Below are 14407 nucleotides of genomic sequence, written 5' to 3' on the forward strand. Positions count from 1 at the left end.
AGAAATGTTAATAGAATGAAGCGAGGGAGCGAAATGAGACAGAAAAAGGAGCAGAAAAAACTATCGAAAAAGAAAAAGACTCATATTCCATTTCGGTTAAATGTACTATTTTTTATTGTCTTTCTTTTATTTTCAGCTATTATAATTCAATTAGGTAAAGTACAAATCATTGATGGAGAAACGTATAGAAATGAAGTAAATAAAAAGGAAGATGTAACGGTAAGCACTCCCGTTCCTAGAGGGAAAATGTTTGATCGGCAAGGTCACGTTATTGTAAATAATAAACCATTGCGAACCGTTACATATACGAAAATGAGAGGAGTAGACTCGAAAGAAGTTTTACAAGTAGCAAGAGATTTAGCCAAACTAATTGAAATGTCGCAAGAGGACATAGACAAGTTAACAGAAACAGATAAAAAGGATTTTTGGATGCAGTTAAATGAAAAGCGGGCAGCAGCGAAAGTAACGAAAGAAGATGAGAGTAAATTTAGAAAGCAGGAGATAGAAGGGAAAGAATTAGATAAAAAAGTTGAAGAGTTACGTAGGGAAAGAATTACACAAGAAGAATTAAGTGAACTTTCAAAAGAAGACCTAGAAGTACTAGCCATTAAAAGCAAAATGAATGCGGGATATAAAATGACGCCGCAAATCGTTAAAAAAGATGTAAGTCAAAATGAATATGCTGTCGTTAGTGAAAGGTTGGCAAGTTTACCGGGGGTAGATACAACAATAGATTGGGAACGTGAATACCCAAATGATAAAATACTGCGCTCTATACTAGGTAGCGTTTCTAATGAAAATGAAGGGTTGCCAAGAGAACAATTAGATTATTATTTAGTTCGTGATTATAATCGAAACGACCGTATTGGTAAAAGTTACATTGAAAAACAATACGAAGATGCACTACATGGAACGAAAGAACAGTCTAAAAATATTATGGATAAAGCAGGGAAGATTGTTCGAACAGAAAAAGTGACTGAAGGAAAAAGTGGAAATAACTTGATGTTAACAGTCGATATGGATTTACAGAAAAGAGTAGAGGGAAGCCTTGAAAAGAATTTACGAGCCTTTCATGCTGCAGAGCCGATGATGGATCGTGCGTTCGTAGTAATGATGAATCCGAAAAACGGTCAAATTTTATCAATGGCAGGAAAGAAAATTGTAAATAAAGATGGCGGTATGCAAATAGAAGATTATGCATTAGGAACGATGACAAGTTCTTATGAGTTAGGGTCAACTGTAAAAGGTGCTACTTTATTAACTGGATATCAGACAGAAGCGATTAAGCCGTATACACATTTCTTTGATGCGCCAATGTATTTTAAAGGAAGTTCTAAGCCGAAGAAATCGTGGAAAGAATTTGGGGATATTGATGATTTAAGAGCTTTGCAAGTGTCATCGAACGTTTATATGTTTAATACGGCTTTAAAAATGGCAGGCATTAATTATGTCCCAAACAATCCATTAGACATTAAACAAGAAACATTTAATAAAATGCGCTACTATTTTAGACAATTTGGCCTAGGTGTGTCGACTGGTATTGACCTGCCAAATGAATCAATCGGTCAAGTAGGTAGAACTGATAACATACCTGGATTTTTACTTGATTACGCGATTGGACAGTATGATACATATACGCCGCTTCAGCTTGCGCAATATATTTCAACCATTGCAAATGGCGGTTACCGAATGAAACCACAAATTGTACAAGAAGTTAGAGAGCAACCGAATAGACCAGAGGATGTAGGAAAAGTCGTTCGGTCGATTGAACCAGTTGTATTAAATAGAGTGGATATGGACACTTCGTACATTAATCATGTAAAAGAAGGATTTAGAAGAGTTTTTCAAGAAGCTGACGGAACAGGTACCGGAACGTTTAAAGGTCTACCATATAAACCAGCGGGAAAAACAGGAACAGCTGAGACAGTATATGGTGGAGAAAGTGATATTGGAAGAGATGAGAACAACAACCGAAAAAAATGTTATAATTTAACTCTTGCCGGTTATGCACCATATGATGCTGATCCGGAAGTAGCTTTTTCAGTTGTTGTACCATGGGTGAATGATGATAAATCAGGAATTAATTCTGCGATTGGTAAAGAGATTTTGGATGCGTATTTTGAATTAAAAACAAATAGATCAAATACAAATTCAATTCCAGTAGAACAACCGAACAAGGCACAGTAAAAATAGTATCACTGCATGGAAACATATTGTGCAGTGATATATTTTTTGAGTTAAAAAGCGCTTTATAAGGTGGGAATGGATATGAAAAAGGAGATTAAGAGAGGCTGGGGAAAGTACATACTATTTATATTGGTGATAGTCATAGGCTACCATTCTTTTACTTTATGTAAGGTGGAAGGGGAATCGATGCAGCCGACTTTATATGAAGAAGACTACGTATTTGTAAATAAAGCAGTAGTACGTCTTTCTAATTTACAACACGGAGAAATTGTCATTATAAAGGAAGCGGATGAATCGAAATATTATGTGAAACGTGTAATAGGGCTTCCTGGTGATGTAATTAACATAACGAACGGAAAGGTATATGTGAACGATAAAAAGCAAGAAGAACCATATACAAACAAAGATTTATTTAACAACACACAAGTGTTTTATAACTTTCAAAAGACAAAAATTCCGCCAAATAAGTTATTTGTAATGGGAGATAACCGCGAAGTAAGTAGAGATAGTCGAAATGGCTTAGGATATATTGAAGAAGATAACATAATTGGCAAGGTGGAATTTGTATATTATCCTTTTTCAAAAATGAAAATAATAGAATAAGTGGGAAAGGAGCAAAACCCCACTTATTAAAGTTTCACTTATGCGAGGTGATTATATGTTTCAGAAATACAATTCATTGGTCATAATTGTAATATGCATGATATAACTTTTCTTATTATGAAAGAGTAGAGAACATATGTAAACGGAGCAAAAAGGAGGTGGCTTTGCCACCTCTTTTTGTTAGCTACAAATCGCCTTAATCATAAAACGATGTTGCTTCACATCAAAATAACCTTTTTGTACGATGATTTCATGTATACGATATAATTCCTCACAATACCTTTCAACAGTAAAATCAGGAATTTGCCACGGAATCGCTTTTAAATAATAGACGATAGCGCCAATGTCATAAAAGCGTTGGAAAGGGAATTCCTCTTTTGCATCTAAGATAGTAAATCCATTTTGCTTTAACTCACTGCATGCGGTTTCGAGAGACCAACTTGCAAATTCGCTATTTAGTGGTGAGCCAAACTGCTCATTAAGTTCCGCGCAATCAAGACCGCCAACTTGTTGTGTAAGAAAAACGCCACTTGGAGAAAGAATTCTGTTTACCTCAGAAGCAGCATACGATTCATGTTGATTTATAATTAAATTAAATTGACCATCTTGAAATGGCAAAGCAGTATCATCGGTCACTTCTACAACGGTAACCCCTAAAGGCTCTAATTTCTTTCGAGCAATTGGCACATTTGGAGCGTAGCCCTCAGTAGCGAATATAGTTGACGGGAACGGTTGTAACATAGATAAAAACTCTCCGCTGCCAGTACCCATATCGAGCATTGATTCTGCACGTTGCATAAGCTGAAAAGCAGTACTGCCGTATGACCACGATAAAGGCTCGCTCTTCATTCGACCTGTTTCTGAAATGAAAGAAAAATCCCAGCCGCTAAAATGTGTATTTGCACTTTCTAATAAAGTTAAAAATAATGGATTACGTTTCATAATTATGTCCTCCTATTTTTTTAATGGATGATATGATGAGAAAAGAAAAAGGGAGGACCTCTTATTAAAGTGGAACGGTTTTATGTTTCGTGTTCGAATAGATTCATATAAAGTTACTCCTTGTGAGAATTGTTATTTATATATTCGGGTTAATTGAGTGAAAATCCTTTGAGGGTATAAAAGAAGGCAGTTGTTTAATGAAAAAATAAATTGAGTTATCTAATTTTATAGTGTAATTGTTCATCCATACGCATAAAAAAACTATTCTCTCCATAAAATAGTAAAATTATATTGGAGGTTGAATTATGGAAAAATTTAGTTTGTTTTCAATAACCTTGATGACTTTTGGAATGTTATTATTTGGATTAAATAGGATAATAGATAGCTATTCTGAGCCTATTATCCTATTAGGATATATTTCTTTTTTAATTGGAGTGGTTCTGAGTATTATAGCGATTGCTAGACGTGAAGATGGAAGATTAAAATTCATATCACTTATCTCTTTCTTTGTTTTCCTGTTTTTCATTACTTGGTTTGAGTCGTTTCAGGTACTACGAATTATTACTTGGCTAAAAAATATCTATTAAAATTTAAATTGTTGGTAAAAATGGGAAACCTTAAATTTAGGTTTCTTTTTATTATATTCGATTATCAATATTAAAACTTATTAGCGCCATTAATAAAAGAAATAGATATATAAACCGAGTGTAAAAATATTTTAATTCTTTGAAAACATTCAGCGATTTAGTATTCTTTATATATGGAATATTTTGTTTATGCGAAAAGAGGGCAAGGTGCTATATGAAAAGAATGAAAAATGTAATGTTAGTATTGTTATGTTTCTTATGTTTAAGTGGGTGTAATTATAAAGATGACGATCAGGTGAAAAAATATGTGAAAAAAAAGCACGGAATTGATGTGATTGTAACACATTGGGGTGCTATAAACGAAGGGAATATGGGGCATACATATCATACTGTTCAAGCAAAAAATAACAAAAATATTCAATTTAGAGTAGAGGTAGATGGCTTCTTATATTCAAGAATAAAAGGTGATGAATATCAATACGGAAAAAAAACATATGAGGAATATAAGAAATTTAAACCAATGCTAGAAGAAATTAAAAAATTAGGTTACGTGGAACCTGAAAATAAAAATGTTTTTCAATATATAGTGGATGATGATATAGAGGAGAAACCAACGGATAAGTTATTATTAACTTTAAAAATGAGTGACAAGATTGATTACAGTCAATTTGAATCAAAAGAATTAGATCGTTTATATGCTCTAATCCAATTCATTCAGAAGAGTAATAGAAAGATAACAACACTTGAAATTGAGGATTATAATGGTGAATCTATAGGCTTGCCTTTTCAAAATGTGCAAAAAGCTATAACGAAAGAAGAACTGCTTTTAACAATGAAAAACACAGTAAGCGGTTATTGGACATATTTGGTTCAAACTGAAACAAAAGTAGGCGTAAGGTTAAATGAAATTCAAAATGATCGTTTTGAAATTGAGGATATTACTTGTCCACACCCGAAAGACGGCAATTGTCTAGAGTATGAATTGACATTAGTTTTCAATGACAGTGAGATAAAATATAGAAATGATCCATATGTAATAGATGATTTGAGAAAGGTAGTCACTATTCTTAAAGAAGAACTATATAATAAGGAATTTAACATATATTTAAGGAACAAGGATGGAACAAGTTATTCACTCTGGCTATCATCCGAAAAAATTAAGGAAAGTAATAACATAGAAGAGTTAGTAAAATAATGATATAAAGAAGAAATTTAAAGTACTTTTTATGTTTGTTATTTCTGTATTCAAAAGGAAAACCGCTTATGCTTCATTTTTGAAGCATAAGCGGTTTTGTTTAAAATACTTAAAAAGAAAAATTTTTTGGTAAAGTACCACTTTTTATTACTGTTCTTAGTCCATGTTTTATAATCCAAGGATTAATAGGATGCTGTTTATCACGTAATTGCTGTAACCACTGAAAAACGAGTTCTTTATCTTCTTTCGTAATATCGTTCATATGATTGGCTACAGATTTTTGAACATATTTAGAAGGGTCATTCATTAATGGTTCAAGAAGCTGTAAATTGTACTTAAAATCATCTTTTAGAGCTCCTATTTTTTTAGCCCAAGGAAGCCTTGGTCTTGTACCTTCAGAAACTAATCTTCTAATGTGGCTGTTTTCGTCATAAATCCACTGTTGCAATATGTCTAGTGTGTCTTCATGGTATGTTTGAAGAAAAGGCCGAATGGCATATTCAGCAGTATTTCTTTTCGTTATTTCATACATGGCGTTGAATGAGGTTTCAAAGTCGTTAAGTCCATATTTTTCAACGTATTTTGCAAGAGGCATGTACATATATCCGTTTGTAAATGTGCCTACTTCTGTTGTATTTTCTGGGCCTAATGTTTTTAGTAATATATGTATTGCTTCATTAAAATCTTTTTGTAATGCATTATGTAATTCATCTGCTATTACTTCAATACGCTGCTTTAACTCTAAATTTTCAACTTTACATGTTACGGAAGATACAAAGTTTCTTTTAGAGAAAGTAGGATCGTGTTTACAAATAGAATCAGCCATTTTTTCTGCTAATTTTTCGTTAAATAAAAATTTTAACGGAACATATTTACCCATTTTTTCACCTCGGTGGTCAAATGAAAACAATTTTTATTTTTTAATCGACAATCCATAAACTAACGTCTCACTCGGAGTCGTAATACTAAAACCTGTCGTCTTATAATCAAGTTTTACCGTATCACCAGTGTAGTCTTTCGTGAATGAATCCATTTGTACGATAAGATCTGCATCTTCATATACAACATCATCTGCGTTATATGTATCCCAAATTAAATTGACATCAACGAAAATACTACAAGAGTTTGTCAATGTCCCTCTAATGCGAATGATCTTTTTGTCTTTACGTTCTAATCTATGTATAGCTGCTTTTGCTTCATCAGTAATGCGAATGTTCATTGTATCCCAACCTTTAATTATATTTCTTCTATTATGGCAAAAACAGGAGCAATAGGGAAGCAAAGAGGTTTGCAACAAAAAACGAGCAAACAAATTTGTTTGCTCGTTTCACTTTATTTTAGTTCACATTTATCAAGTGGAATCACTTTTGTTTTTTTCGTAAATTTATATCCTAACCATAGTACTAAGAAGAGTGGTAAACCAATGTAAGAAACGAGTACGCCGTTCCAGTCGATTGACTCACCCATAAATGCCCCGTAGTTTTGTCCTAAAATTACGATGATACAAAGTGTAAATGCGAAGAGTGGACCGAATGGGAACCATTTTGCTCTATATGGTAAGTCTTTCAAATCTTTTCCTTGTGCAATATATGCTTTACGGAAACGGTAATGACTAATTGCAATGCCGACCCAAGCGATAAAGCCAGACATTCCTGATGCATTTAATAACCAAATGTATACAACACCGTCACCGAATAAAGAAGCAATGAAAGCGATACTACCGACAATCGATGTTACGATTAATGCGTTAACAGGTACCCCGCGGCTATCTAATTTACCAAGAAACTTTGGTGCTTTTCCTTGGCGAGCTAAATCCCAAAGCATACGAGTTGATGCATACATACCAGAGTTACCAGCAGATAGTACAGCAGTTAAAATAACAGCGTTCATAACAGAAGCAGCAAAGGCAACGCCCGCTTTTTCGAAAATAAGTGTAAATGGACTTACTGTTACATCACTTGCAGCAAGACTTTCAGTTGTATAAGGAATTAATAAACCGATAACGAGAATCGCAAGGATATAGAATAAAAGAATACGCCAAAAGATTGAACGAATTGCTTTTGGGATATTACGTTCTGGATCAGATGTTTCACCAGCAGCTACTCCTAATAATTCAGTTCCTTGGAAGGAGAAACCAGCTGCCATAAATACACCGATAATTGCCATGATACCGCCGTTAAATGGTGCATCTGCAACAGTGAAGTTTTTGAATCCAACAGTTTCGCCCCCCATAATTCCGAAAATCATCATAAAGCCAACAATTAAAAAGATAATAATTGTAACTACTTTAATAAGTGCGAACCAATATTCAGATTCACCAAACCCTTTAACAGATAAATAGTTTAAAAGGAAAATAATAGCTAAACATAATCCGCTCCAAATAAGAGAAGGGGTATCTGGGAACCAAAATTTCATAATTAATGTTACGGCTGCAAGTTCAGCAGCGATCGTAATCGCCCAGTTATACCAATAGTTCCATCCAAGTGCAAAACCAAGTGATGGATCAACAAATTTTGTTGCATACGTACTAAAAGATCCAGTAACAGGCATGTAAGCTGCAAGTTCAGCTAAGCTTGTCATTAAGAAATATACCATAATTCCAATTGCGGCGTATGCGATTAGTGCACCGCCAGGACCAGCTGAATGGATTACACCACCGCTGGCAAGAAATAGTCCGGTACCGATTGTACCACCGAGAGAAATCATCGTAAGGTGACGCGATTTTAATCCGCGTTTTAATTCACCTTGTCCTTGTGTAGTTTGCGTTTTAGAGGTAGATTGATTTGTTGCGCTATTCATGTTCAACACTCCTTTTCTTGTAGGTTAGGAAGGAGCGGGGGAGAAAAATACAAAAAACCGCCAAAGGAATTTGGCGGAACGTTTCACAAATAACCACCCCATCATACCCTTCCGTTAAGATAGCACCCCACGTTTACACGGTAATTTTGTAAACGTGACAGTTCTGTTCCTTTCGGAGACAGCCCCAGCTCATATTTCCAGAGAAGAAATATAAACTTCGGCAACTTTTCCTTTCAAACGGAGTCAGTGACATTCTCTGTGTCTCGTCCGTTTTACTATTAAAAGTCGCAACCTCTACCTCATCGGATTGATGAGGATTTATATATTGCTAAGATTTTTAATATATGGCAATTGTAATGACTTTCTGAATATATTGCAAGATATTTTGTTAGGAAAAGTCAAAAAATATCGGTTATTGTATAGGAAACGCTTGCAAAACTCCACCCGAACCTACTATTATGTAGCAATAAGCAAAGAAAAAATTGTTATACAAATGTTTCGCAAAAAATATTGAAAAACCCTCTAAATAAAAAGGAAATTCAGAAAAATATAATTCGACATTCATGATAAAGTCATATTATTTGTTATAATTAGAGTAACGTTTAAGCAAAAAGGGGAAATCAAAATGAAATTAGAAACAGAAAGGCTCTATATAGTGCCGTGTACAGAAGAGAGGATTCAAGTTGCTAACGAGCAAGGATATAATAGCGGTCCGCATATTGTAGGGCATGTAGAGAATGTGAAACAAGATGAGGCTTTATTACCATGGGGGGCGTGGTATGTTTTTCGGAAAGAAGATGATAGCGTTTTAGGTGATATTGGATTTAAAGGGAAACCAAACGAGGATCAAACAGTAGAAATTGGCTATGGATTTATTGAGAAATATTGGAATCAGGGCTATGCAACAGAAGCTGTAAAAGAACTAATCGATTGGGCTTTCAAAACAGGAGAGGTAGAAACAATAATTGCAGAGACACTCCTAGATAACTATAGTTCGATGCGTGTTTTAGAAAAGTTACATATGAAGAGAGTAAATGCTACAGAAACGATGATTAATTGGAAAATAGAAAAATAAAAAATACCGCTCTAAATTGAGCGGTATTTTTTTATAGTTATGGTAGCATTTGCTTCTGATCATTTGGATACTCAGCCGTTGATGCGTTAGGACGATTGGAATGATTTCGAACAGCAATGAAAATAGAAATAATAACGACAAGACCAACTGCAACGTAAGAAAGTGAAATAATAGTTGGATCCACTTTAAATGTAGAAAGCAGTGTACGAATATTTGTGAAGATAATAAGACCACCAACTAATATGCCAAGTAAATGGGGCGGAACGATGCGGACTAACCATGCAGCAATTGGAGCTGCGACAATACCGCCAAGCATTAAGGCAAATACCCAAACCCAGCTTACTTGTTCCCAGCCAAGTGAGATGAAGAAGCCGATTGTTGCAGCGAGTGAAACAGGAAATTCACTCGTATCTACAGATCCAATAACTTTTCTAGCTTCATTTCCTCTTGCTAGAAGAACGGGTGTCGTAATCGGCCCCCAACCACCGCCACCAGTTGAATCAACGAATCCAGCGAATAAACCAAGCGGCACAAGTTGTTTTGCAGACATACGCTTATTTGAAGTGACAATTTGTTTTTGAATGATGAATCGTAATAAAATATAAACTCCTAAAGTAAATAAAAATACGGAAATGTACGGTTTGATTACATCTCCAGGCAAATTACTTAAAAAACATGCCCCAACAAATGCTCCGATTGCCCCAGGTAATGTAAGCCTGGAAACTGTATATTTATCAACGTTTCCAAATTTGATATGAGATGCGCCAGAAGCTGCAGTTGTAACGACTTCAGCTAAATGAACCGATGCGGAAGCTACAGCCGGTGCAATACCAAACATTAATAATAGTGAAGTAGACGTTACCCCATACGCCATTCCGAGTGCTCCATCGATCAATTGAGCGAAAAATCCAATAATAGCAAAGACAATTAATTTCTGCATAAATAATCCCCCTGTAATAATAAATGAAAAAGACACTTTTCCCGTATGAGAAAAGTGCCTTTGGTTTTTCCAATCAGCAATAATTAAATTTGTTTCATTATAATACATATTAATCGTATAAATCAACTGGGTTTTAAAGTTTTTGAATTGAATGAAAGAAAAATAAAATATACAATAAAAGGATGGAGAGAAAGGGGAGAAAGACATGTTACGATTTGATCATCTCGTTCACACAGTTCATGGTACACCGGAGGAAGCGGCAAAACAAATACAGGAACTTGGATTTCATACTGTATTAGGCGGAGAGCATACGAATTGGGGTACTTGGAATAGTTTAAGTTATTTTGATTTATCATATATAGAATTTTTAGCAGTTCAACATGAAGAAAAAGCGAAAGAAGCAGAAAATCCATTAGTACAAGAAACAGTGGTGAAACTACAAAATGGAGAAGGAATGCTACAAATCGCGATCCGAACAGATGCAATTGAGGAGCTAGCAGTTAACTTTAATAAGTACGGCTTACATACGATAGGGCCATTTGAAGGGAAACGTATGAGAAAAGATGGCCGACTTTTAGAATGGAAAATGTTATTCGTTAAGCAAGAAGAGAACGGACCGAAATTACCTTTCTTTATACAGTGGAATGAAACGGACGAAGAAAGAAGAAACGATTTACGTAACAGTGGGACGATTACTGAACATAAAAACAAAGTGCAACAAATTGAAACGATTCATTACGCAGTAAAAAATGTTCGAGAAACAGTACGGAAATGGAAAGAAGTAATGGAGCTATCTACAAGCTCAGTTGTGAAAAATGAAAAATGGAATGCCGAGTGTCAAAGTGTAGTATTTGGAGATATTCATGTGCAGTTCTGTGAACCGATTGGAGAAGGGCTAGTGCTAGAACATTTGAATAAGAATGGTGAATATCCATTTGCAGTAGAGTTTAAAGGTGGAAATAAACGAGAGCATGAAGTGCTAGGTAGTTTGTACATATATTAATAGAGGTGAACGTTGTGGAAGAAATGCTTAGAGAGATAGAGAGAATACTAGAATGGCCTCGTATTGCAACGTGTACAGCTATTTCAAAAGGTTTTTCACATGAAGAGAAGTATAAAATTGAATTAAAGAATCAAGAAACCTATTTTGTAAAAGTATGTGATGCTGTTCATTTTGAACGTAAACAAGAAGAATATACGTATATGAAACAATTAGAGTCATTACATATTCCAACACCCAAGTTAATTCATTTCATAATAATTGAGAAATTAAATAAATGTGTTCAAGTATTTGAATGGACCCGAGGTATAAATGGTGAAGAAGGTTTAACGAAGTTATCGGTGGAAGAACAGTATAAGGCAGGAAGCAAAGCGGGGGAAGTATTAAAGAGGATTCACTCAATTGAAAGAGAAAGTGCAAGTAATAAATGGGAAACATCTAGATGGAATAAATACGAAAGATACATAGAGGCACTAACAGATTACGAGGTGAATTTTCTGGATTTGAAGCCAGTATTAACCTTTGTAGAAAATCATAAAGATTTATTGGGAAATCGTCCAATAAGATTTTTACATGATGACTTCCATCCAGCAAATAGCATGATTCATAATAAGGAATTTATCGTTATCGATTTTGGTGGATATGATTTTGGTGATCCAATACACGATTTTTATAACGTAGCGATTTTTACTATAAGAATAAGCAAACCATTTGTGATTGGACAAGTTCACGGTTATTGCGGAGGAGAACCTGATCTACATTTTTGGAAACTGTACTCATTATATGCAGCAATGATATTCCCGGCTGATATCGTATGGACAAACCGAAGCACACCATATTTATTAGATGATATGAAGGAAAGATTAAATGGAATTTTAGAAGATCATAATCATTTTTCATCTTATATTCCAAAATGGTATCAATCAAGCGAATTTAATAAATAAAGGAGTAATTTATATGGATAAAATAGCAGTAATTTCAGATATTCACGGTAATATTCAAGCATTAGAATCCGTGTTGAATGATATTAAATTAAGAGGAATCGAGCGCATTATTTGCCTTGGAGATTTAGTAGGAAAAGGACCTCATTCCAGTGAAGCAATTGAAATCATTCGTAAAGAATGTGAAGTAGTCGTAATGGGAAACTGGGATGATTTTATTACAAAGCCGACTGAATTTGAAGCATTGAAATGGCATCAAAAACAATTATCGGAAGAACAAAATGACTATTTAAGAAACTTACCATTTTCAATCGAGTTTTATATGAGTGGGAAATTCATTCGTATGTTTCACGCTTCACCGAGAAGTTTATATGAAAGAATTCAACCACACGCTTCAAGAGAAGAACGTATTAGTATGTTCGAAAATAGTGATCTGACGGAAAATATAGAAGGGGAAAGAAAACCAGATGTCGTTTGTTACGGTGACGTTCACCAAGCGTTCGTTCAAAATTTCAGAGGGAAAACGTTATGTAATGCCGGTAGCGTAGGAAACCCGCTTGAAATAACGCAAGCTTCCTATTTAATATTTGAAGGGACTTACAATGAAAAAGAAGCAGCGAGCTTTTCTATTCAACTTGTACGAGTACCGTATGATATTGAATTAGCTATCAGACTAGCAGAAGAACTCGAAATGCCAGAAATTGAAGAATACAAACAAGAATTACGGACTGCTTTATATCGAGGGTTTAAGGGAAAGTAAGCTAATAATATATCAACGATTTTTCAAATATATCTATCATAACTTAAAATATATCAATGATTTTTTCGAGATATCAGCGATTCGAGAAAGTATATCAATTTACTGACAAATAGTGACATGAATTATTATCTATAATTATATTATGTCAACTAATTATAAAGGGAGATATCATGAACCGAAAACAACGAATCAAAGAAATTGCAGATCATATTGTAAAGCTAAACTTAACCCATCCAATAAGAGTTGGAGTAAGCGGTATTACAGCCTCAGGAAAAACAACATTTGCAAACGAACTAGCGGAAGAAATAAAAAAACGAGGATTACCAGTAACACGCGCCAGCATTGATGATTTTCATAATCCAAGAGTGATTCGCTATGCAAAAGGAAAAGAATCTGCAAGAGGGTATTATGAAGATGCACACGATTATACAGCTTTCAAAGAAAGATTATTAATGCCTTTAGGACCTAACGGGAATTTACAATATGAAACGATTTCTCATAACTTAATAACGGATATGCCTGTACATAATGAGCCGCTATTGGCCACGAAAAATATGATATTAATAGTAGATGGAACGTTTCTATTGAAAAAAGACGTTGCGCATTTATTTGATTACAAAATCTTTGTAGATACAAATTTTGAGATTGCGAGAAAACGTGGTGCTAAGCGGGAAACTGAAGCTTTTGGAAGTTATGAAGAAGCAGAGAAGATGTTTTTAAACAGGTATCACGCGGCTTGTAAAATGTATATAGATGAGCATAATCCGAAAGAACTTGCAGATGTTTTATTTGAAAATAGTAAATTTGATGATCCAGTAGTTCTATTTAAAAGACATTAATACAGTTTATATAGGGGGAATGAACATTTGTTTAGATGGTTTCAAAAAAATAATAAAGTGAATGAAGAGAAGGATGAACAATATTTAGAAATCAAAAATGAACAGATAAATGAACAGTTAAAACAAAAAATAATGGAACTAGAGAGTATAAGTGAAGACATTTGCAGTAAGTATCAAAAAATATATGAAGAACGTTTTGCGCAAAATGGTAAATTAAATTTGAAGCTGTCAATTAAAAGAGATATAGACGGTGATGAATTAGAAGAACTAACATCTAAGAATTGTTTAGAGTATGAATATAGATCAGAAATTAATTTTGAATATGATGCTTCAAAATCATGGGAAGTCTGTACTATTTCGCTTTGGTATTATTACCAAGGATATCGAAAAAGTAGTAGCATAGGAACACTTTATAGCGGAACGATTAATGAATTAGAAGAAGAAGTTAAAGCAACATTGGAAGAACTGTTACATAGTGAAGATAATTAATGATTCCATTTTATATTGCGTTAAGAATGGGTTTAATTTTATGATACTAA

At 34.2% G+C, this 14407-nt stretch carries 15 protein-coding genes and 1 riboswitch; of the genes, 10 read left to right on the forward strand and 5 right to left on the reverse strand.

The features are described from left to right. Positions 1-33: 33 nt before the first annotated feature. On the forward strand, positions 34-2187 hold the full coding sequence (locus ACQGSG_RS11170; RefSeq protein ID WP_214632040.1) for a peptidoglycan D,D-transpeptidase FtsI family protein: 2154 nt from the start codon (positions 34-36) through the stop codon (positions 2185-2187). Between the two features lie 81 nt (positions 2188-2268). Further along, complete coding sequence (gene lepB, locus ACQGSG_RS11175; protein WP_001986493.1) at positions 2269-2790, forward strand: signal peptidase I; 522 nt, start codon at positions 2269-2271, stop codon at positions 2788-2790. A gap of 180 nt (positions 2791-2970) precedes the next feature. Here lepB and ACQGSG_RS11180 read toward each other — a convergent pair whose 3' ends face one another. Further along, positions 2971-3732 carry a class I SAM-dependent methyltransferase gene (locus ACQGSG_RS11180; RefSeq protein WP_325843155.1) on the reverse strand — a complete coding sequence of 254 codons (762 nt, stop codon included), beginning with the start codon at positions 3730-3732 and terminating at the stop codon, positions 2971-2973. Between the two features lie 305 nt (positions 3733-4037). Between ACQGSG_RS11180 and ACQGSG_RS11185 the strand changes: the two genes are divergently transcribed. Next, the gene (locus tag ACQGSG_RS11185; RefSeq protein WP_048568583.1) at positions 4038-4319 is read left to right on the forward strand and encodes a hypothetical protein; all 282 of its coding nucleotides are present in this window, start codon (positions 4038-4040) and stop codon (positions 4317-4319) included. Between the two features lie 214 nt (positions 4320-4533). Beyond that, a complete protein-coding gene (locus ACQGSG_RS11190; protein WP_000827153.1) occupies positions 4534-5514 on the forward strand; it encodes a hypothetical protein in 981 nt (326 codons plus the stop codon). A gap of 109 nt (positions 5515-5623) precedes the next feature. On the opposite strand, the gene ACQGSG_RS11195 is transcribed toward ACQGSG_RS11190, so the two are convergent. The 3 genes from ACQGSG_RS11195 to ACQGSG_RS11205 form a co-directional block, all read right to left on the reverse strand. Continuing rightward, positions 5624-6394 (reverse strand): DNA alkylation repair protein, encoded by a 771-nt coding sequence (locus ACQGSG_RS11195; protein WP_325843151.1) that lies wholly within the window; start codon positions 6392-6394, stop codon positions 5624-5626. Positions 6395-6427: 33 nt separating this feature from the next. Beyond that, the gene (locus ACQGSG_RS11200) at positions 6428-6733 is read right to left on the reverse strand and encodes an iron-sulfur cluster biosynthesis family protein (protein WP_325843150.1); all 306 of its coding nucleotides are present in this window, start codon (positions 6731-6733) and stop codon (positions 6428-6430) included. 113 nt (positions 6734-6846) lie between these two features. Continuing rightward, on the reverse strand, positions 6847-8313 hold the full coding sequence (locus ACQGSG_RS11205) for an amino acid permease (RefSeq protein ID WP_001083384.1): 1467 nt from the start codon (positions 8311-8313) through the stop codon (positions 6847-6849). 112 nt (positions 8314-8425) lie between these two features. Further along, positions 8426-8618, reverse strand: a riboswitch (Lysine riboswitch). 320 nt (positions 8619-8938) lie between these two features. On the opposite strand from ACQGSG_RS11205, the gene ACQGSG_RS11210 reads away from it, so the two are divergent. Next, complete coding sequence (locus ACQGSG_RS11210; protein ID WP_000764599.1) at positions 8939-9388, forward strand: GNAT family N-acetyltransferase; 450 nt, start codon at positions 8939-8941, stop codon at positions 9386-9388. Positions 9389-9425: 37 nt separating this feature from the next. Here ACQGSG_RS11210 and ACQGSG_RS11215 read toward each other — a convergent pair whose 3' ends face one another. Further along, positions 9426-10328 carry a sulfite exporter TauE/SafE family protein gene (locus ACQGSG_RS11215; RefSeq protein WP_098596171.1) on the reverse strand — a complete coding sequence of 301 codons (903 nt, stop codon included), beginning with the start codon at positions 10326-10328 and terminating at the stop codon, positions 9426-9428. 205 nt (positions 10329-10533) lie between these two features. Between ACQGSG_RS11215 and ACQGSG_RS11220 the strand changes: the two genes are divergently transcribed. The 5 genes from ACQGSG_RS11220 (at position 10534) to ACQGSG_RS11240 (ending at position 14357) form a co-directional block, all read left to right on the forward strand. Beyond that, positions 10534-11331 (forward strand): VOC family protein, encoded by a 798-nt coding sequence (locus ACQGSG_RS11220; RefSeq protein WP_058839144.1) that lies wholly within the window; start codon positions 10534-10536, stop codon positions 11329-11331. Between the two features lie 14 nt (positions 11332-11345). Continuing rightward, positions 11346-12272, forward strand: a complete 927-nt coding sequence (locus tag ACQGSG_RS11225) for an aminoglycoside phosphotransferase family protein (protein WP_325843146.1) — start codon at positions 11346-11348, stop codon at positions 12270-12272. A gap of 13 nt (positions 12273-12285) precedes the next feature. Further along, the gene (locus tag ACQGSG_RS11230; protein ID WP_000357653.1) at positions 12286-13029 is read left to right on the forward strand and encodes a metallophosphoesterase family protein; all 744 of its coding nucleotides are present in this window, start codon (positions 12286-12288) and stop codon (positions 13027-13029) included. A 170-nt stretch (positions 13030-13199) separates the two neighbouring features. Next, on the forward strand, positions 13200-13868 hold the full coding sequence (locus tag ACQGSG_RS11235; protein WP_001080551.1) for a uridine kinase: 669 nt from the start codon (positions 13200-13202) through the stop codon (positions 13866-13868). A 27-nt stretch (positions 13869-13895) separates the two neighbouring features. Next, complete coding sequence (locus tag ACQGSG_RS11240; RefSeq protein WP_325843145.1) at positions 13896-14357, forward strand: hypothetical protein; 462 nt, start codon at positions 13896-13898, stop codon at positions 14355-14357. Positions 14358-14407 lie beyond the last annotated feature (50 nt).

The organism is Bacillus sp. GMa5/1 (genome assembly GCF_050172015.1).
Taxonomy (GTDB): Bacteria; Bacillota; Bacilli; order Bacillales; family Bacillaceae_G; genus Bacillus_A; species Bacillus_A cereus.